Source organism: Cytobacillus sp. Bac17 (assembly GCF_024519925.1).
GTDB lineage: Bacteria > Bacillota > Bacilli > Bacillales > Cytobacillaceae > Cytobacillus > Cytobacillus pseudoceanisediminis.
In genome coordinates this window covers 139,819-159,134 of the sequence record NZ_JALJRC010000009.1, presented here as the reverse complement: position 1 = coordinate 159,134, position 19,316 = coordinate 139,819, and the positions used below count along the sequence as shown (strand labels likewise).

Below are 19,316 nucleotides of genomic sequence, written 5' to 3'. Positions count from 1 at the left end.
CTTTCTTTTTTTGTTTTGAGGCTACTTTGATATGATGAGCATATCCGAGAGAATTTGGATTTATCCGCAAATCGCATTCCAAGTAATTTATACAAACATTTTGTTCAATAAAATTTCACTTTTCAGACACAAAATAGTACTGGGCAAAAAATTTCTGATCAGTCATTTCATGGTACTTTGATATTATCAAACATATCTGGAGGAGATTCATATGGAGGAACTTTCTATTACTTTGGTGATTGCAAGTATTATGGTACTTGGATACTTCATAGGATATACTATTGTGAAAGCATAGCTGCCGGCTTTACCGCCCGGCAGTTTTTTTATTCCAATTTTTATCATTAAAGTTTGGAAATAAGGGAAAAGAATAAATATGAATCATAGTGTTAATTTAAGGAGGTATGAAATTTGGCTGATTTCAGAATTGAAAAGGATACACTTGGCGAAGTGAAGGTGCCTGCGGATAAATATTGGGGAGCCCAGACCCAGCGGAGCAAGGATAATTTTAAAATCGGCATTGAAAAAATGCCGATGGAAGTGATTTATGCTTTTGCTAAGGTAAAGCGTTCAGCTGCAGTGGTCAACAATAGACTTGGGAAACTGTCTGATGATAAAAAGGATGCCATCACAAGGGCCTGTGATGAAGTACTTAATCATAAATTTGACTCTCATTTTCCGCTGGCTGTCTGGCAGACAGGGAGTGGCACACAATCAAATATGAATGTAAATGAGGTTGTCGCGAAAAAAGCAAACGAATTGCTGGGCAAGAAGGGTCAGCAAGAAATTAAAGTTCATCCAAATGATGATGTCAATATGTCTCAAAGCTCGAATGATACATTTCCGACCGCCATGCATATCGCAGCTTATACCGAGGTGGAGGAAAAACTGCTTCCATCCTTAAAGGAATTAATAAAGACAGTCAAATTGAAAGAGGAAGCCTTTAATACAATCGTGAAAATAGGAAGGACTCATTTACAGGATGCAACTCCTCTTACATTGGGCCAGGAGATCAGCGGCTGGCGTGCCATGCTTGAAAAGAACGAAAAAATGCTGATGGATGCAAAGCATTACCTGCTTGACTTAGCCATTGGCGGTACTGCAGTCGGTACAGGCATTAATGCAGATACGTCATTTGGATCTGAAATGGCAAACGAAATATCCAGACTTACAGGCTATTCATTCCGCTCTTCTGAAAATAAATTTCAGGCTCTGACCAGCCATAATGAAATTGTCCATGTTCATGGCACATTGAAGGGGCTTGCAGCAGATTTAATGAAAATCGCGAATGATGTCCGCTGGCTCGCAAGCGGGCCGCGCAGCGGAATTGGGGAATTATCGATACCAGCAAATGAACCTGGCAGTTCAATCATGCCAGGCAAAGTAAATCCGACACAGAGTGAAGCCCTTACGATGGTGGTTTGCCAGGTCTTTGGAAATGATGCGTCGATTGGATTTGCTGCCAGTCAGGGGAATTTCGAATTGAATGTGTTCAAGCCTGTTATAATTTATAATCTTCTTCAAAGCATCAGAATTCTTGCAGATGGAATGGCCTCTTTCAATGAAAATTGCATGATGGGACTGGAAGCTAATAAAGAAGTGATTAAAGGGCATGTTGAAAGGTCACTAATGCTTGTAACAGCACTTAATCCGCATATTGGCTATGAAAAAGCAGCGGAAATAGCAAAACTCGCATTTAGAGAAAATTCAACATTGAAAGAAGCAGCATTAAAAACTGGCTATATTACTGAAGAACAATATGAGAATTGGGTAGTACCCGAAAAAATGATCTAACTATTAAATGGCCCTCCTTTAAGAAAGGAGGGCCAAAGCCATATTTATTCAATTGTTATCTTGCTTTATTAGAAAGAACCGCCGCCAAGTTGTTGTTCAGCCATTTGTACAAGGCGTTTTGTGATTTCTCCTCCAACAGATCCGTTAGCGCGAGAAGTTGTTTCTGCACCAAGGTTTACACCAAATTCAGTAGCGATTTCGTACTTCATTTGATCAAGTGCTTGTGATACTCCTGGTACTAATAATTGGTTTGAGGAATTGCTTCTGCTAGATGATTGGTTGTTCATGTGATTTCCTCCTCGAAATATAAGTGTTGGTTTTTTGGTTGGGTTAGCTGGAATTGCACCAGCGCAAGGATTTTATCCTGCTCCACTGCCTGGCGTAACCCATCGTTTTTTTTTTGCGAGTGCTTGATGTCGCTTTGTTACTCTCTATTATGTTTGATTTATTATAGTTTATTCTTTTAGAAAATCGGGAATTTTTTCCTGAAGAGACTTTCTGATTAGGAGTTTTACATAACGAAGCTTAAACAAACAAACCATAGTAAATATCAGATAAGTTAACGAAAGTGAGAGGATTGGAAATGGCGATATGCCCTGTCTGCAACGGGTTTGAGAAACTGGAAGCAACCTGCAGCACCTGTGGAAGCAGTATGGAGGACAGTGGAAGAGTAATGGATTTTTACGATGATTACAGTGCCTATATGCCAATTGACCAGATGAAACTGGAAGATGGCTATCCCCAGGATTATCAAAGGGAAGAATGTCCGCATTTGCTGAAGTGTCCATCATGCGGTCAGGATTCAGTAAAGTTTATCAAAGAGTAGAATGGAGCTGACAGTATTAAAAAACCCCGTCTTCGACGGGGCTTCAATATTATTCTTTTTCAGAACGAATTCTTCTTTCGGAGTTTGCATCAAAGAAATGAGCTTTATTCATATCGAAAGCAAGCTCAAGATTTTGGCCTGGCTTAATATCTGTGCGGGAATCAACACGTGCAACAAAATCCTGGCCTTCGATGCTTGAGTAAATCATTGTTTCAGCCCCAGTCAGTTCGGAAACGTCAATGCGGGCATTGATTTTAGAACCGGCAGAAGCATCAATAAATACCGGCTCATCATGAATGTCTTCTGGACGAATGCCAAGGACAATGTCTTTGCTTGTATACCCTTGTTCACGAAGCACCTTCATTTTACCCTCTGGGACAGCAATCTGAGTTTTGCCAATGACAAACTTGCCGTCTTCAAGCTTTCCATTAAAGAAGTTCATGGCAGGTGAACCAATAAATCCGCCTACAAATACGTTTTCAGGCTTCTCATAAACTTCTTTAGGTGCGCCAACCTGCTGAATCACTCCATCTTTCATAACAACCAGGCGGGTAGCCATTGTCATGGCCTCTGTCTGGTCATGGGTTACATAGATGGTTGTAGTTTGAAGACGCTGATGAAGTTTGGCAATTTCTGCACGCATTTGAACACGAAGCTTTGCATCAAGATTTGATAAAGGTTCATCCATCAGGAATACCTTTGCATCACGGACAATCGCACGGCCTAAGGCTACACGCTGTCGCTGACCGCCTGACAATGCTTTTGGTTTGCGGTCAAGATAAGGCTCCAGACCAAGAATTTTAGCTGCTTCCTTAACACGGCGGTCGATTTCTTCTTTTGGAAATTTACGGAGCTTAAGACCGAAAGCCATGTTATCGTATACAGACATATGCGGATAAAGTGCATAGTTCTGGAAAACCATTGCAATATCACGATCTTTTGGAGGGACATCGTTGACACGTTTTTCATCGATATAGAAGTCGCCTTTAGAAATTTCCTCAAGGCCAGCAATCATACGGAGAGTTGTGGATTTACCGCAGCCGGAAGGACCGACAAATACGATAAACTCTTTATCCTGTATATGAAGGTTAAAATCTTCTACTGCCGTTACTTTATTGTCATAAATTTTATAAATATTATCGAGCTTTAATTCTGCCATCAGGGTTGCCTCCCAATATTCTTTTCTTAATAACAGTTTAATGGATATCTGGGTTTTCCCATATGGCCAAACTGCACAAAAAAGCTGAAAGCGTTTTTATGCAATGTGCTCAATCATTTTTGCTCGACCAGCAAACAAGCTAAGTAAACAGTCAGGGCACTGTTGAAATCTTTTAATTGAAGGCCGGTTTTCTCAGTGAATTTATCCAGCCTGTATTGCAGCGTATTTCGGTGGACATACAATTTTTTCGCAGTTAATGAAACGTTGGAGCTGTTCTGTAAAAAAACTTTTATGGTGTGCAGAAGTTCAGAGTCTTCTTGCAGTAAAGAAAGGCGTGAAAGCAGGCTCTTTTTTAAAATTGCATCCATACTTCCGGTGACAAGAGATGGAAATAGCGTTTCGTATTTCAGCACCTTTTCGGCTGGAAGCAAAGAGGAGGCTTGCTCAAAAAAACGCTGTTCTTCTTTAAAATAATTGCGCAAATGTGCCTCGAACCTATTCGGAATGCCGATGTAAAAGGCCGTTTTTACAAAAAAATCGCTTTCAAAAGCATTGGAAATAGCAAGGAATTCTTCTTCGGCTAGAGGGGCGTTAGCTTCCTCTACAATGACTCCTCTAGCTGGTCCGTTCCATAAAATCAAAATGTCCTTTTCAAAAAAACCTTTAAAAGCAGCTTCCATATCCTCGCGTATCCAATCGCCTTCAGACATCTTAAATTGAACAAGCCTGTACGGAACATCTTTTGCTAATGATGGAATTTCCCCATTGGAAAATAGGTATTGAAACCAGGCTTGGGATGCGGGAGCATGGTGAATGGAGCAGTCATGGAATTCAAATAAAGTTTTTAAGACCATCAGACTGTCTGCTGATACCTCTTGAGATGGGATGCCCAGCCATTGGCCTGAATCCTCATGATGAAGCCAGTACATATCAGAATAAAAGCTAAAATCAGGTTTTTCATTTTCAAGCAGAGAGCCCGGATATTGGTCATGTAATTTTTTTAACATATCATTACCCTTTAGTTTGATAAATTTTTGTGTTTCTTATATTATAGCAGTTATAATTTAATTGAAAAAATTAACTTATTCTGTGAATGTTTCTATAAAGTGAATTGAAAGTGTAAGGGGGGAGACTCATGGAATATTCACCGGAAATGAAAAACCGCTTGAAGAGGCTGGAAGGGCAGGTGCGGGGTGTTATCCGAATGATGGAAGAAGAAAAACACTGCAAGGATGTTGTAACGCAATTATCTGCTGTCCGTTCTGCAGTTGACCGTGCAATGGGATATATTGTAGCTAAAAATCTTGAGACATGCATTCGGGAAGCTGCTGACGAAGGCAAAAATGCGGAGAATGCAATTCAGGAAGCAGTGAATATGATTGTGAAAAGCAGATGATTAAAAAAGCGGAAGGCGCCCGCTTATTAAAGGAACTCAGACTAAAAACGCCACGCCTGTGGCAGTGTCTGCATGACTCACACCTCCCAAAAGCTCCGCTTTCGGTCGTGCAATGTTTATGCTGACGAAGCCTTCCTTGTCCTGTGGGACTCAAGCATAAGACGAGCATGCTGAAAGGTTGTACTTTAACCTTTTGGGCGGATTGGCTTAGACCCGAAAGCCGATGGTACAGGAGCTAAACGGTATCTAATTCAGAATTAATACAATTTAATCCGTATTAAGAGGCACCTGAAGTCAGGTGCCTTTTAATATTAGTCTGCCTCATTTGGAGGTTCTTCCTCATGCAATTCCCTAGCCTGTTCAATATTAACATCATCACCGCGTCCATGAACGGAGCCTCCAGAAAGACCTTCGTTTATGATTCTGTCTATATCCATATAAGCTTTGTCCCTGCCTTCATAGTTCACGTCCTCTGAAACCTGGCGTTTCTTATCCATGTTTGAATCGCTCCTTTAAATGATATATCCTGGCGGGATTATTTTTCCAAAAGAGCTATAAGGTCATACATGGATCCTCTAACTTTTTTCTCATTCATACACATGAAATAACATTAATTCGTGGATTTGGGATTTCAGGCTATCCTCCTGCCCGGCGGGGTCACCGGAAGTCCATTCAATTTTGCCGTCAGGATGATAGATGCCAGTCATTTTTTGCTTTTTAAAATAAAAAGAAAATGTCCATCCCGGCAATTGTTTATTTTCATATAAAGGTTTGAATTGAAAGTGTGTCAGCATTAGGATTCCTCCAGATGTTGTAATATCCCGTTTAATGTTCCTCAAAAGGGGAATGGAATAGATATAGAAACATTTTAACATTAAAAGGAGGCAAAGATGATGAAGAGAAACAATAAATTTATGATGTCAGCCATGGCACTTGGAGCAGCTTATTTAATGAGAAATCCGGAGGCACGCCAAAAGCTTAAAGACCAGTTTAAATCATTCGCCGGAAGTGCCTCTAAAAAAGATAAAATGAAGACAGCGAAAAGCCCTGTAACGACTTATTAATCCTTTTGCGGTTTTGGATGGCACTTGTAAAAAATCGCATAAAAATAGCCGTGCACACTATGGTGTACGGCTATTTTTATTGATGTGCCAGAACCCCGCCAGCGAGAAAAATAAGCGGGTCAGTTCTTCAATTCTTTTTTCTTCTATCCAGACTTCATCAAAACTCATTGGCTTGGAATTTATTTCATAAATTACATAAGTGCCCTGGTCAGTTAATCCTGCATCAATAGAGTATTCTCCATAAAAACCTTTTGTCTTCTCAAGGAGCTTTCCTGCTTCCACAACTGCAGAATGAATAAACTCATCATGTTCTTGCGTACGGACACTTTCATATGGAATCATTACACCGCCATTCGGTATGTGTGTTGTAATATCCTGTTCCTTAGACTGCCTGATGCCTATCCCTGTAACAGAATAGTTGCCTTCGCTGAAATGGGCCAGAATTCTAAAATCAAATCGCTTCCCTTCCTTTCTGGCAGGGCTGATCGCTTTCTGTGCCATATAAGGTTTATTCGTCAGGAGAATACCCCATTGGTTCCAGAAATTTTTATAATCAGTGTAACTGAATGAATCGTGCAGACCGTTCAATCGCATTCCATTTCCCAGCTGGCTTAAATGATAAATCCCTTTGCCCTTGGACCCGTTTGCGGGCTTTAAGTAGATATTATTATATTTGCGGATAAAGTTCTTAAGCTCTTTTGGACCTGAGACAAGAATGGTTTCAGGAATATACTCCTGTAGCGGGGGATGGTCCTTAAATAACTGGAAAACTTCGAATTTGTCCAGAAAACCCGGGTTGAAAAATGGAATATTATGTTCCTTAAAAAAACGGCTCGCTTTATGAAAAGCTTCTGTTTTTTCAATTTTCCGGAAAGGCACCCTGTTGTAGACAAGATGAGGAAGAGGGCACCTTGCCTCAATCCATTTATCCAGCTGGGGAAAATAAATATAGCCATTTACGGAATTCTCCTCCAGGTCTTCTGCCGTAAATACAAAGGAAACTCCATTTTGCTGTAGTATGTTTTTCTGCAGTGCCTTAAATAAAGGGCCATTGCCTGCGATAGACTGGTCCTTTCCTTTTCCGGTCAGGATTCCTATCACCGGTCCTGCATTATCGTTTTGCATTGACAATGAAAAGGAAATCAAATTTTGTTCCGCCTTCGGTCCAATGGTGCTTAAAGGATGAGGATCCCTTCCAAGTGTACAGCTGGTGCTGCTGAACCATGTCCTGCTGGCCCAGTCATAATAAATCTTCATCTGAATATTTCCTGGGGCTTCATAATGGATGCTTCGGCAAGGAAGACTGCAAATGCAAGCGAAAGCTTGCGGGTAAGAAAGTCGAACTCCCGGAGTTGAGGATGTTTAAATATAGATCTGCCAGGCTTTGAGTTTGCTTCGAAAAGCCATACATGGCCATTTCGGTCCAATCCAAAGTCAAAGCCGATTTCACCAATGATTCCTTCTATGTTCCGTTCCAGGGCCTTGCTGATTTTTAATGCCGCCTCACTCAATTTTTCCACTGCTGCCGCTTTTTCAGCATCGGATTCAAACAATTCTTCCAGGGTTTTGATTTCACCGCCGCTTTTAACATGAGTTGTAACACTGCCATGTCCAGCCATTTTTGCAGCTGAAGCTGTTACATTCCATTCCCCATTTTCATCTTTATTCGTATGAATCCTGAAATCAATTGTCCTCTGTTCATGGCGGAGCAAGTGGATTCCCTGCTGAACAAGCATCCGGCTTAAACTCCGTCCTGCAAAAATATTCCCCATCAAATTTTCCAGACTGTTAAACTTTCTCAGGCGGTTTTCATCCCGAACTCTATACCGGCAATAATAATGCCCATCCTTTTTATCATAAATTATTTGATGAATTCCAAGCCCCAGGCTTCCATTAATCGGTTTTAGGAAAACATGACCATAATCAGCCAGCATTCTTTCAATGACAGAAAATGAAGAAAAAGGGTGGGTTTCCGGCAAGTAGTGACTAATATCCTCATCGTTCTGCAGTCTTTCATAAACATCCAATTTATTAAAGAATCCAGGATTATACCAGGGAATTAAATAGTCTTTCTGCAGGCGGTCACGAACTTCTTTAAGTTCGTTTCTTCTTTCGCTTTTCCTATTGGGAAGCCGATCATATACAACATTCGGAAAAGGCACTTCAAACGTTTCCCATCCTTCCTCATGATAGAAAAGCCCCCTGATTGTTCCTTGTTCCCAGTTGATATGCTGGTCACCGAACAAAAACGGAATTGCTCCAACCGTTTTTTTGACAGAAAGCAACTTGGCAAAAAACAGGGTCCGGTCCCCGACTGGCCTTAAAGGAAAGGAGGTGAAGCCTGATGTGAAGATTCCTACAAGCGGGCCGAGGTACAGTGTCCCCTTATTGGCAAATGCATGCAAAGGAATCTTGAGATCAGGGAAATGCAGTGCATCTGCCACATCTTTACTTATGACGATGGAGTTTTTCTTTGTTTTCTGAAGTAAGAAAGCAGCATCTTTTGAGTGTGTGCCAAAGGCCAATTTCGTCAAATGAGTATGAAGGTTAAGCTCGTTAGGAATATAAACTGTTTTGGAGGCAGAATCGGAAATTTCAATTTGATATTGTTTTCTCATGATTCGTACTCCTTTCTAATTCCTTATTGGCTGCCAGGAATTTGGCATAGTGAAGGGGAGCAGTATATAATTCTTCCTTCTTTTCAGGCTGGCTGTTCAGGATGGTTTTTCTGCCTGGTTTTGAGTTAATATCCAGAATCCAAATGGAGCCGTTGTTTTCCACTCCAATATCAATTCCTATTTCAAATAGCGGAGGAAGCTTTCGTTCAAGCGCAGCGGGAAGAGTATCGATAATGTCATAAAGCTCATCGCAAAGAAAACTCCTCAATGAAGATGGGTATTCAATAATCCAGTCCTCAAAAGAAATATTGCTGCCGCCAGTGCTTAAATTGGAAACGATGCCGCCATTTCTGCCTGCCCGGATGCCCCGGCCCAGCTCCTTCCAGGTGCCATTCATGTCCTTTTGAAGTAAAATCCTTATATCAAAGGGCTGTTCTTCCTTGTTCGATAGATTCACATATGGCTGGAAGAGGTACTGCCGTTTTGCGGTCAGGTTATTAAGCCAGCCCGCTGCTTTTTCAGCGCTTTCAAAGCTGCGGGAAACCTGAGCATTCTTTTTATCTGTTTTAACAAGAATGTTTTTGCCTGTTTTCTCAATATAATAGATTCCGTGCCCCTGTGAACCGCTAGCGGGTTTTAAGATGAGGGGATGATCAGACAGGAGGCTATCTAAGAACCTGTCAGCATCAGTATAGGGTGCTGTTTTCAGCAAATAGGGTGAAATGTTTGTGCAGGAGAGGATTTCATATAATTCAAGCTTATTAGGCAAGCCGTAGCCAAGAAATTGGATGTCACTTCTTGCCTTGAGCCAATTCACGATGGAAATGCATTGTTTCGAGTGGGAATCATTTCCGTAAAAACAGCGATCATAAAGGATTTCTGGCGCTGTAAATTCTGCTGGCTCCCATCCGTCTGAAGCAGGGTTATAGAAATCACCTGTAATTCTTTCTGTAATAGGATTGATATCTGAAGGCACAAACCGGAAGCAGTTAATGTTATATTCATTAGCTCTTCTGGCCAATTCCATAAAATATGGCTGTTCACTCCGTTTGTTCAATGTCATGATTCCGAATGAAAGCATGCTGTAATCCTCCTCCTTTTTGGATAAATGATAAAGCCGTTGCATATTCGATCAGTGCCTTGGCTGATGGCCTTACTCTTTTTTCTTTGTCTTCGAAATTTTTAGAGGGCTTAGAATTCACTTCGATGATCCATAGCTTTCCATTTGTATCTAAACCAATATCAATTCCGAGTTCTCCGACAAGCCCTTCGCATTTCTGGCTGATGATTGTTGCTGTTTCAACAGCAAGCTCTTTCAATAAGGCCAGCTGCTGAACCGCTGTTTTCTGATCAGACAGCAACGAGAAAATTCTGAGAGGTTTCATGATTTCACCGCCTCTGGCAATGTTTGAAACAAATTGCTGCTCAGCAGAAATCCTTGCCACTGCAGAAGTGGCTTTCCAGATATCCTGAAAATTTTTGTGGCAGAGCACCCGGAAATCAAGCTGCCTGTTTTTAAAGGTTTGCAGAGGGATGGCCTGCTGAGCCAGAAAAATTGATTTTCTTTGGTATTGCTGGAACCACTGTACAAAACGGGTATAATTTTTGAAAGTGATTGTATTCTCCCTGCCGTTTCCGGTCGATAGTTCTGTCATGATTTCTTCGCCGTTTAAACTTAGCCTGATAATATTCCGGCCCTGGCTGCCGTGGACGGGCTTTAGGAATAATAATCTGTGTCTGGCCAGCATATCTTTGATGGTTTGTTCATTTGCAATGGCCGTATCAGGCAGATAAGGCTGCATATGATCCTCAGAAAAGAGCAGGTCATGAACTTCCTGTTTTGATAGAAAACGGTCATTAAACACTGGGATATTAAATTTTATAAGGCTGTTTTTAAATGATTGAAAAGAGGTACTTGCTTCAAGTATTCGGGAGTGAATCCGGTTATAGATTACACTCGGCAAAGGAACCGGACTTTTTATCCATTTTCTATCCTGCAGGCAGTATCCATGCAGACTGCCTGCAATGAAGTCCCGAAAGTGAAACACATAAAAAAATCCTCCCATAGTTGAAACAACTTCATGCAATTCTTCGCAAAAAGAATGAATAGAGCGGAAATCAGGCTCTTCGCCATTATCATTGAAATCTGTCATCAGCCCTATAATCGGTCCGGCAGTAATAGTAAGGTCCTTTCTGGAATAACTGGCAACAAAATGGAGATCTTCAATTGGCAAGCAGCATTCCTGAAGAAGCGGCTCACTGAAACCAAGCTCATCTTTCGTAATGTTTGCTCCTTCAATGGTTATCTGAAAGGTGTGCTTGCCGATCTGCAGCAAATGGGGCATTTGCAAATCAATATTCCAGTAATGGACGAGAGAATGGCTAATTTTAATGCGAAATTGATTTTCCTGAAACATTTTTACCGGAACAATCGTAATAGGCAATAAAGAAACTGACATGATCATTCCTCATTTGCTAAACTTTATTTGAGCCTTTTCAAAAAATCCGCATGCTGTGTACAAATTGAATGCTAATTTTAACCTGCGGCAGAAAGTGCAAAACTCCCATTGACTAAGTTTTCACTGTATAATGAAAAAATAGGCAAAAGCTGATGCCATATCGTATGTTCTGGGCAATAAAATGGTGCGTCTGGAGAGGCGCTTGTAACTTAAGGAAGGTAGAGATGAGTATGGAAATTGCAATGACAATAATTTTGATGATGTTAATTGGGGCTCTCATTGGCGGGTTTACTAATTACCTGGCTATTAAAATGCTCTTTAAACCTTATAATGCCGTTTACATAGGTAAATGGAAGGTGCCATTTACCCCGGGGCTGATTCCTAAACGACGGGATGAAATGGCTGATCAGATGGGTAAGCTTGTTGTCAATCATCTTTTGACACCGGAAAGCATCAAGAAAAAGTTCATCAATGCTCAATTTCAGCGTGATATGACTGGGCTGGTACAAAAAGAGCTTGAAACTATCATGCTGTCGGAAAAATCAGCAGAAGACATACTTGAAGCGTTTGGAATCACGGATGGGCAAGCGAAAACAGAAAACCGCATTAACTTATTAATTGAGCAGAAATATGAAAAAATCATTAGTGAATATCGGAGCCGGCCCCTTAAAGATGTTATTCCTCAGACTCTTTTGGATAAAATGGATGAAAAAATCCCGGCAATCAGTTCAACGATCCTTCAAAAGGGGATTGATTATTTTTCCAGCATTGAAGGCAAAATGAGAATTCAAAGAATGGCAGATGATTTTGTCCGTGAACGCAGCGGAATGCTGAGCAACATGCTGCAGATGTTCATGGGGAACATCAATATTGCAGATAAAATTCAGCCGGAAATCATAAAGTTTTTAAGTAATGAGGGAACGTCGGATTTGATTACAACCCTTTTGAAAAATGAGTGGAGAAAAGTTCTTGAAATGGAAGCTGCAGTTATTGAAGAGCAGCTTGAAAAAGAACAGATTCTTTCAGTAATAAAGAATATTGCCCATAAGGTCATTAATCTGGAGAGTTTATTTAAAACGCCTTTATCATCTTTTATGGCCCCTTATAGGACTGTATTAATAGATGAACTGGCTCCTAAAAGTGTTCAGATGCTTTCTGATTGGCTTTCAGGAAAAACTGAAATGTTCATGGAAAGACTTCGTCTCGCTGAAATTGTCCGTGAACAAGTCAGCAATTTTTCGGTAGAACGATTGGAAGAAATGGTCTTTTCCATAATAAAAAGCGAGTTAAAAATGATTACTAATTTAGGGGTCCTCCTTGGGGGGATTATCGGGCTCATTCAGGGATTCATAGCCATATTGATTAATTAAGGGTATCGCCTCGCGTTTACCATCATAGTTTGTTATAGTGTAGTGGATGTTCAAAACGGGGAAGATGAATTTTCCTTTTGAATGAGAATCGGAAGGAGTGTTTTTATGGCAGTAAATTTATATGATTCAGCCTATGAATTAGAAAAAGCGGTGCGGGAAAGCGATGAATATAAGGCATTAAAACAAGCATACGATGATGTAAATGCAGATCCGTCTGCCAAGGCAATGTTTGATAACTTCCGTAAAATCCAGATGGAACTTCAGCAAAAACAAATGATGGGCCAGGATATTACACAGGAAGAAGTAGAACAGGCACAAAAGACAGTCGCACTTGTACAGCAGCACGCCCAAATTTCAAAGCTTATGGAAGCAGAACAGCGCATGAGCATGATGATTGCAGAAATGAACAAAATCATCATGAAGCCTCTTGAAGATCTTTATGGTGCAGTTGAATAAATCAGCATTGGAAACCCCCGGAATTAATTTCGGGGGTTTTTTAATAAGAAAAAGCATCATCTTATATTAAACTGAACGAGGTTTGGGTACCTTTATGATAGATATTGATTTAAAGAAAGGGGCAGCAAATTGAAAAAAGCCATTTTTCTGGACCGGGACGGCGTTTTGAACGAGGTTTTATCAGAGAGGGTGAAATTCGTTAATAAGCCTGAGCAGTTATACTTACTTGAAGGGGCAGCAGAAGCTGTGGCAGAGCTGACCCAAGCTGGATATGAGATTTTTGTTGTGACCAATCAGGGCGGCGTAGGACTCGGTTTTTTGAAAGAAAGAGAGCTAAGGAGAATCCATGAAAGACTGCAGGAGCTTGTTGCAGAAAAAGGCGGTCATATTAAAGAGGTGGCCTATTGCCCTCATAAACCAAAAGCAGGGTGCGAATGCCGTAAGCCAAATGCAGGCATGCTGGTGGATTTGGCGGAAAGGCACCATCTTGATCTGGCTAAGAGCATTATGGTAGGCGATCACGAGCGGGACATTGAGGCAGGCAAGAAGGCCGGCTGTAAAACTGTTTTCATCGGCTCTGATCCAACAAGTGCAGATATTCAGGCCTCATCACTTTTTGAGGCAGTGGAAGATATTTTGCAAATGCTTAAATAGGGGAGTGAAAAACCGCTTCCAGGATTGGCTGGAAGCGGTTTTTTATTTTACTATGATTGCACGAAAAAAGACTAGCGTGCTCCGCCAAGCTGCTGCTCAGCCATTTGCACCAGGCGCTTTGTAATTTCTCCGCCTACTGATCCATTTGCTCTTGAAGATGTTTCCGGGCCAAGGTTCACACCGAATTCTGTTGCGATTTCATACTTCATTTGATCAATTGCCTGGCTGACTCCTGATACTAAAAGCTGATTAGAATTGCTGTTTCTTGCCATGTAAATCATCTCCTTGGTGTAGTTTTCTTGATTGTTACACTCATAGCTTTAGGAGAGAAAATAAGATTTATTCATAGTTGCATGTGGTAATTTATGGAACTTTCCTGCGGAATCTAATGTGGATTTGACTTGAAATCAGCCTTGCGCATATAAATTGGGCCTAGGTGCACAGAAAAAATCTTATCCGCACATAAACTTCCTCCATCCGCACATAAATAAATGCCATTCGCACATAACTTTCTAAAGTTCGCCATTATAAAGCTGCAGAAAGCCGAATAGCCATGAAATATAGGCACTTGCCAGCACTGCACCTATAAAAAAGGCGAAATATGCCCAATCCTTCCAGGAAACTGAAATTTTTTGATAGAAATCCCGGTTCCTATCTCCGGTAAACCCTTTTGATTCCATCGCCATTGCCGTCCTTTCAGCTTTACGAATCGCTCCGGCAAGAAGAGGAACTGAATACCTCTTAAGTTCTGCCATTTTTTCAGAAAGTGTCCGGGCTTTGGGTATCCCCCTAATCCGGTGGGCGCTTCTGATAATCTCAAATTCTTCTTTCATTAATGGCAGAAATCGATATCCTGCCATGATTCCATATGCAAGCTTTGGAGAGAGCCGGCATTGCTGCATGAGACTTAGCAGGAACTCTGTCGGCTTGGTGGTTAAAATGAACAGAAGGGACAGCGAGGTAAAGCTTAAAACCCTCATTCCAAGAGATAGGGCACGCTGAAAGCCCTCTTCAGTCAATGTGAAGATCCCCCATGTCCATAGGATGGTTTCACCTTCAATAGTCTTTGAAAAAATCATAGCTGACCAAATATATATTATAGCCATGAAGATAAATGGCGAGAAAAGCAAAATCCATCTTTTGAATGAAACATTACCAAAAATAAAGGTGGTTCCTGCAGTCACCACTAAGGTCAGAAAAGGAGTAACCGGGTCAAAGAAAACGGACAAAATCAATACACAGACAATCACAGTCAGAGCTTTTATGCTTGGGTTAAATTCATGTAAGAGCAAGCTTGTTCATCCCTTCCACGGCAGCCAGTTCGTTCCTGAGTTTTTCTGTGTAAGGAACCTTTAGAGAAGCAATTTTCATAATCTCATGTTCCTTCCATAATGAATCAGGCAATCCCTCGTATATCTTCTCTCCTTCTGAAAGGACAATCACTTTATCGGCATAGGAATGCAGGATTTCCATGTCATGAGTGATCATCACCACGGAGCCTCCGCTATGGATCCTTGTTTCCAAAAGCGCCATTAGGTCAGCAGAGGTCCTGGCATCCTGTCCAAATGTTGGTTCATCAAGGAGCAGCAAATCCTGTTCATTCACCAGCATCGATGCAACACTAAGCCGCCGCTTCTGTCCCTGACTTAAGGAAAAAGGATGCATGTCAGCGTGCTGGAGCAAGTTCACTTGATGCAGAACAGCTTGAACCACTTTTTGTATTTCGGCATCTGTCATTCTCTGTATTTTCAGACTGAAGGCAATTTCATCATAAACAGAATCTGCAATAAATTGGTGTTCGGGATTCTGAAAAACGTATCCTAATTTTAGTCTTAACTCTTGCTCCTGCCACTGGGAAAGGGAGCGGTCATCAAAAAGGATGTTGCCTTTGGATGGAGCATATAATCCTGCAAGCAGTCTGGAAAGCGTTGTTTTTCCAGATCCATTTGAACCGGCTATTGCCACAAATTCACCTTTTCTAACTGAAAAACTAATATTTTTAAGCAAATCCTTCCCATTCTTATGAAAAGAAAGATTCTCCGCCGACATGATGACCTGATCTTCAAAGACTTGATGTATAGTCTTCCTGTTATCTAAAATCTGAAGTGCAGCATAGGGATTTACAAATCCAGCAATTAATTCCCGGTCAGTTAACGGAAGCTTTTCCCCTTTGTAAATCCCTGCCTTTTTTCCTAATAGACCTGCTCTTACTGTGCTTGGAAGCCAGATACCCTCAAGCAGTAGTTCTTCTGCATATTTATTAAAGCAGTCTGCAGTGCTTCCATTAAATAAAATTTCGCCTTCCCGGTTTAGCACCACACAGCGGTCGGTCAAATCAATCCAATCATCCAGCTTGTGCTCAATGATTAGAAGGGAAAAGGATTGCTCCTCTTTTAGCTCTTTGATGATACGGGTAAGTTCATAGCTTGAAGCCGGGTCAAGATTTGCTGTCGGTTCATCCAAAATCAGGATATCCGGTTTTAATGACAATACACATGCAAGTGCAAGTTTTTGCTTTTGTCCCCCCGAAAGGGTGTGGATTAAGGCGTGCTTAAATGGCAGAAGATGAACAAGTTCCAGTGCTTCATCAATCTTGGTCTCAATTTCTGCAGGAGGTGTTTTCATATTCTCAAGGCCGAATGCCAGCTCCTCTTCAACTGTTGTCATGCAAAACTGGCTTTCAGGATCCTGAAACACAATGCCAATGTGCTGATTAATTTCACCTGGCGGGAATTCATCCAGTATCTTTCCTTTGAAGGAAATGGTGCCATCCAAGTCGCCATCAACGGCTTCCGGATACAATTTATTTAAGCAGAAAGCAAGCGTGCTTTTTCCGCAGCCGCTGGGGCCCAATAATAGAACAGCTTCCCCTGAATTAAGGCTGAAATTCACATTCTTAAAAACAGGATTCTTCACATCTTCATGCCGGAAGGACAGCTTTTCTGTTATTAATAAAGGCTGGTTATGCTGAAATGCCATTTTGTGATTTTTCCCTTCTCAGCTCTTTTCCGATAGGGAAGCTGTTTAATGCCCCAGTTTTAGCAAGACTCTTACTCAGCCATTTCCCCAGCAATCCAGCGAGCAAAGCACCGCTAACCAGTCTCACAAAAAACATGGCAGTTACATAACCGGGTGAGAGGGCTGCGTAGCCGGAAATGAAATAGCCCCAAATAAAGCTCGTAACAGAAGAGCCCATGCCGGCAGCAATTAAAACCCATGTCCGGTAATTGTTCCATTTAGTTGCCGCAAAAACAGCTTCTGCTCCAATCCCCTGAATCATGCCTGAAAGAATCAGGCGAGGGCCTACTGCATTGCCAATCATGACTTCAATGGCCGCTGCGATGGTTTCCGATAAAAAGGCTGCTCCGGGTTTTCTGATTATGTACGCTGCGATGATTGAAACAATAAACCAAATGCCAAAAATCAGATCAAAGCCAATTAAGCCAAACATCCCATATAACACGTTGCCAAATTGCATGAACACCAGGTATACAACTGCAAACACAACAGCGAGTACAGATAGGACAATGACCTCACGAAGCTTCCATTTTTCGAGCATTTTACACAGCCCCCTTTTTGGAAGGACTGTTTGCAGACATATTAACCGTCATGACAATATGAGTGGAATCGCTTTTCTTACAGCTTTCGAAAGCATCTTCCAGCGTTTTAAAAACATCGTGTGCATTCCCATCTAATCTTGAAGCATAATGCACTCCTTCAGTAAACGTTCCCTGAGCCTTTGCAAGCTCGACTTGGTTCATAATGACGTTCATGTATCCAGGAATCCCCATCGGATAAAGTGCGAACTGGACAGCGACTTCCTGGCTGATTCCAGCAGATTTTTTTTCATTCGCCTTCTCTTCATTTTCAGCAAGATAAGCATCTCCGGCAGTATCGCCAGGGCATCCATTTGAAAATGTGCCGTTAAATACTACATGATCACCATGCTTAGCAGCTTCAAGATAAATCGCTTTGACTACATCAAAAACATGAATGGACCTGCCGCGCACACAAGTGCTCACATCATCTGTTTCCATCCATATCTTGCTTGTATCCACTTCTTTTAGAGCAGATAAAATAACATCCACAAACCTGTCAGTCATTGGATAAATCGAAAACCTGCACCCTGTAATCTCGCTTGTTCCGCATAAGAAATTTTCCTGCATTTTGCCATCCTCCTGGTTTATATAAAATTAAAAAACTGCATTCCCAAAAGGAAATGCAGTTGAATGATATCAATACACTAGAAATGATAGCCGTTCACCTGCACTTCCCCACGCTGGTATTATCCAGATCGGGTGATAAGAGTCAGAACGGATTGTTCTTCTCAGCCTAAAAGCTCCCCTAGTGCAAAATAAGATATGCAGTTTTTATTGACTCCATCTTAATACGGAGCATCCAAATTGTAAATGACTAATTTACAATTCTTTAAATCAAATGATCTATGAAAACAGATAAACGCCTTCAATAACACAGATAAGCTATGAAAAAATTTCTGCATTGTCCATGTCATGTTCTAATCCAATCCTTCCCTTCATAAAAGTGTAATAGGACAATTTTACACCGAGAATAGGGGGCAAATTGGATGATATATAGAATGCTTGCTTTAAATATTGACGGAACACTACTCCAATCAAATGGAAGACTTCATAAATCAACAAAAGAAGCGATTGAATATGTGCAGCAAAAAGGAATTTATGTAACACTTGTCACATCCAGAAGCTTTCCATCCGCGAAAAAAGCGGCCAAAGCATTGAAAATCAATTCCTTGCTGGTCACACACAGGGGAGCTTATATTGCAGCTTCTCAGGAAAAGCCGATATTTGTAAAAAGGATACAGGAAGATGAAACGTTTGAAATCGTGCGCCTGCTTGAAGGCTTTACCTGTCAAATCAGGCTGGTGCACGAAAAATATTCCCTTGCCAACAAAACCAAGCTCAATACCAATATGCTTGCTAAAACTGTTTTTACAACCGGCGATCCCATTTTTTACTCGCAGCAATTTGTGGATTCATTAAGTGACACCATTTTAGATGAGCCGGTCACACCGCCAAAAATTGAAGTGTATTTTGAAGATAAAGACGACCTTGAGGATGCCCAGGCAGCCATTAGGGGCATGTTTGAAAATGTAGAAGTCATTAAGTTAAGTGATCTGCGGATGGATATTGTACCTGCCGGAGTTTCAAAGCTGAATGGTTTGCTCTATTTATGTGAACATCTCGGAATTTCCCGAAACCAAATGGTCGTTATAGGCGACTCGGAGGATGATCTGGAAATGATTGAAGCCGCCGGCCTCGGTGTGGCTATGGGTAATGCACCTGCCGAAGTCAAAAAAGCAGCAGACTGGCTGACACGATCCAATGACCAGAACGGTGTAAGCTACATGGTCAAAGAACATTTCCGCAAACAGCATCCAATTGATTTCCTGAAGAAAATGAATCTATTAAAATAAAATCAATCAAAGAGAGCTCGATTAGTAAATCGGCTCTTTTTTTGCTTTGCGATACTGGGTATCCATTAGGA

General features: G+C 41.3%; 22 protein-coding genes and 1 riboswitch. Of the genes, 8 read left to right on the top strand and 14 right to left on the bottom strand.

Features of this window, described 5'->3' with window-relative positions; all coding sequences use genetic code 11:
* Nucleotides 1-408: 408 nt before the first annotated feature.
* Nucleotides 409-1,791, top strand: a complete 1,383-nt coding sequence (gene fumC / locus NR125_RS13505) for a class II fumarate hydratase (RefSeq protein ID WP_256815484.1) — start codon at nucleotides 409-411, stop codon at nucleotides 1,789-1,791.
* 68 nt (nucleotides 1,792-1,859) lie between these two features.
* Here fumC and NR125_RS13500 read toward each other — a convergent pair whose 3' ends face one another.
* The gene (locus NR125_RS13500; protein WP_009331467.1) at nucleotides 1,860-2,078 is read right to left on the bottom strand and encodes an alpha/beta-type small acid-soluble spore protein; all 219 of its coding nucleotides are present in this window, start codon (nucleotides 2,076-2,078) and stop codon (nucleotides 1,860-1,862) included.
* A gap of 296 nt (nucleotides 2,079-2,374) precedes the next feature.
* On the opposite strand from NR125_RS13500, the gene NR125_RS13495 reads away from it, so the two are divergent.
* Nucleotides 2,375-2,617, top strand: coding sequence for a hypothetical protein (locus tag NR125_RS13495; RefSeq protein ID WP_019381408.1), 243 nt, complete (start codon nucleotides 2,375-2,377; stop codon nucleotides 2,615-2,617).
* Between the two features lie 49 nt (nucleotides 2,618-2,666).
* Here NR125_RS13495 and NR125_RS13490 read toward each other — a convergent pair whose 3' ends face one another.
* The gene (locus NR125_RS13490) at nucleotides 2,667-3,776 is read right to left on the bottom strand and encodes an ABC transporter ATP-binding protein (protein ID WP_256815483.1); all 1,110 of its coding nucleotides are present in this window, start codon (nucleotides 3,774-3,776) and stop codon (nucleotides 2,667-2,669) included.
* Between the two features lie 113 nt (nucleotides 3,777-3,889).
* Nucleotides 3,890-4,783 (bottom strand): PucR family transcriptional regulator, encoded by an 894-nt coding sequence (locus NR125_RS13485; protein WP_009331464.1) that lies wholly within the window; start codon nucleotides 4,781-4,783, stop codon nucleotides 3,890-3,892.
* Between the two features lie 128 nt (nucleotides 4,784-4,911).
* Here NR125_RS13485 and NR125_RS13480 point away from each other — a divergent pair, with 128 nt between their 5' ends.
* Nucleotides 4,912-5,172, top strand: coding sequence for a metal-sensitive transcriptional regulator (locus tag NR125_RS13480; RefSeq protein ID WP_009331463.1), 261 nt, complete (start codon nucleotides 4,912-4,914; stop codon nucleotides 5,170-5,172).
* A gap of 311 nt (nucleotides 5,173-5,483) precedes the next feature.
* Here NR125_RS13480 and NR125_RS13475 read toward each other — a convergent pair whose 3' ends face one another.
* Entirely contained in the window at nucleotides 5,484-5,669 is a 186-nt protein-coding gene (locus NR125_RS13475) for a hypothetical protein (RefSeq protein WP_009331462.1), read from the bottom strand.
* Nucleotides 5,670-5,759: 90 nt separating this feature from the next.
* On the bottom strand, nucleotides 5,760-5,966 hold the full coding sequence (locus NR125_RS13470; protein ID WP_009331461.1) for a YheE family protein: 207 nt from the start codon (nucleotides 5,964-5,966) through the stop codon (nucleotides 5,760-5,762).
* A gap of 96 nt (nucleotides 5,967-6,062) precedes the next feature.
* On the opposite strand from NR125_RS13470, the gene NR125_RS13465 reads away from it, so the two are divergent.
* On the top strand, nucleotides 6,063-6,236 hold the full coding sequence (locus NR125_RS13465) for a hypothetical protein (protein WP_009331460.1): 174 nt from the start codon (nucleotides 6,063-6,065) through the stop codon (nucleotides 6,234-6,236).
* 57 nt (nucleotides 6,237-6,293) lie between these two features.
* On the opposite strand, the gene NR125_RS13460 is transcribed toward NR125_RS13465, so the two are convergent.
* Genes NR125_RS13460 through NR125_RS13445 form a run of 4 tightly spaced genes read right to left on the bottom strand, consistent with a single transcriptional unit; the run spans nucleotide 6,294 to nucleotide 11,313 of the window.
* The gene (locus NR125_RS13460) at nucleotides 6,294-7,493 is read right to left on the bottom strand and encodes a YheC/YheD family endospore coat-associated protein (RefSeq protein WP_071157605.1); all 1,200 of its coding nucleotides are present in this window, start codon (nucleotides 7,491-7,493) and stop codon (nucleotides 6,294-6,296) included.
* Complete coding sequence (locus NR125_RS13455) at nucleotides 7,490-8,854, bottom strand: YheC/YheD family endospore coat-associated protein (protein WP_256815482.1); 1,365 nt, start codon at nucleotides 8,852-8,854, stop codon at nucleotides 7,490-7,492. The genes NR125_RS13460 and NR125_RS13455 overlap by 4 nt, the downstream gene beginning before the upstream one ends.
* Nucleotides 8,832-9,935 (bottom strand): YheC/YheD family endospore coat-associated protein, encoded by a 1,104-nt coding sequence (locus tag NR125_RS13450; RefSeq protein WP_256815481.1) that lies wholly within the window; start codon nucleotides 9,933-9,935, stop codon nucleotides 8,832-8,834. Before NR125_RS13450 ends, NR125_RS13455 begins: the two co-directional genes overlap by 23 nt.
* Nucleotides 9,895-11,313: a YheC/YheD family endospore coat-associated protein gene (locus NR125_RS13445; protein ID WP_256815480.1), complete on the bottom strand. Its 1,419-nt coding sequence runs from the start codon at nucleotides 11,311-11,313 to the stop codon at nucleotides 9,895-9,897. Before NR125_RS13445 ends, NR125_RS13450 begins: the two co-directional genes overlap by 41 nt.
* Nucleotides 11,314-11,555: 242 nt before the next feature.
* On the opposite strand from NR125_RS13445, the gene NR125_RS13440 reads away from it, so the two are divergent.
* The 3 genes from NR125_RS13440 (at nucleotide 11,556) to NR125_RS13430 (ending at nucleotide 13,793) form a co-directional block, all read left to right on the top strand.
* On the top strand, nucleotides 11,556-12,683 hold the full coding sequence (locus tag NR125_RS13440) for a DUF445 domain-containing protein (protein ID WP_256815478.1): 1,128 nt from the start codon (nucleotides 11,556-11,558) through the stop codon (nucleotides 12,681-12,683).
* A 105-nt stretch (nucleotides 12,684-12,788) separates the two neighbouring features.
* The gene (locus NR125_RS13435; RefSeq protein WP_009331454.1) at nucleotides 12,789-13,139 is read left to right on the top strand and encodes a YlbF/YmcA family competence regulator; all 351 of its coding nucleotides are present in this window, start codon (nucleotides 12,789-12,791) and stop codon (nucleotides 13,137-13,139) included.
* Nucleotides 13,140-13,268: 129 nt separating this feature from the next.
* Nucleotides 13,269-13,793, top strand: coding sequence for a D-glycero-alpha-D-manno-heptose-1,7-bisphosphate 7-phosphatase (locus tag NR125_RS13430; RefSeq protein ID WP_019381412.1), 525 nt, complete (start codon nucleotides 13,269-13,271; stop codon nucleotides 13,791-13,793).
* A gap of 71 nt (nucleotides 13,794-13,864) precedes the next feature.
* Here NR125_RS13430 and NR125_RS13425 read toward each other — a convergent pair whose 3' ends face one another.
* The 5 genes from NR125_RS13425 to NR125_RS13405 form a co-directional block, all read right to left on the bottom strand.
* Nucleotides 13,865-14,065 (bottom strand): alpha/beta-type small acid-soluble spore protein, encoded by a 201-nt coding sequence (locus NR125_RS13425; protein WP_009331452.1) that lies wholly within the window; start codon nucleotides 14,063-14,065, stop codon nucleotides 13,865-13,867.
* 240 nt (nucleotides 14,066-14,305) lie between these two features.
* Nucleotides 14,306-15,085, bottom strand: a complete 780-nt coding sequence (locus NR125_RS13420) for an energy-coupling factor transporter transmembrane component T family protein (protein WP_009331451.1) — start codon at nucleotides 15,083-15,085, stop codon at nucleotides 14,306-14,308.
* A complete protein-coding gene (locus NR125_RS13415) occupies nucleotides 15,072-16,772 on the bottom strand; it encodes an ABC transporter ATP-binding protein (protein ID WP_256815477.1) in 1,701 nt (566 codons plus the stop codon). Before NR125_RS13415 ends, NR125_RS13420 begins: the two co-directional genes overlap by 14 nt.
* Nucleotides 16,756-17,352: an ECF transporter S component gene (locus NR125_RS13410; RefSeq protein WP_256815476.1), complete on the bottom strand. Its 597-nt coding sequence runs from the start codon at nucleotides 17,350-17,352 to the stop codon at nucleotides 16,756-16,758. Before NR125_RS13410 ends, NR125_RS13415 begins: the two co-directional genes overlap by 17 nt.
* A gap of 1 nt (nucleotide 17,353) precedes the next feature.
* Nucleotides 17,354-17,959 carry a YkoF family thiamine/hydroxymethylpyrimidine-binding protein gene (locus NR125_RS13405; RefSeq protein WP_192908320.1) on the bottom strand — a complete coding sequence of 202 codons (606 nt, stop codon included), beginning with the start codon at nucleotides 17,957-17,959 and terminating at the stop codon, nucleotides 17,354-17,356.
* Between the two features lie 88 nt (nucleotides 17,960-18,047).
* Nucleotides 18,048-18,149, bottom strand: a riboswitch (TPP riboswitch).
* A 229-nt stretch (nucleotides 18,150-18,378) separates the two neighbouring features.
* Between NR125_RS13405 and NR125_RS13400 the strand changes: the two genes are divergently transcribed.
* The gene (locus NR125_RS13400; protein ID WP_009331447.1) at nucleotides 18,379-19,245 is read left to right on the top strand and encodes a Cof-type HAD-IIB family hydrolase; all 867 of its coding nucleotides are present in this window, start codon (nucleotides 18,379-18,381) and stop codon (nucleotides 19,243-19,245) included.
* Nucleotides 19,246-19,316: the final 71 nt, after the last annotated feature.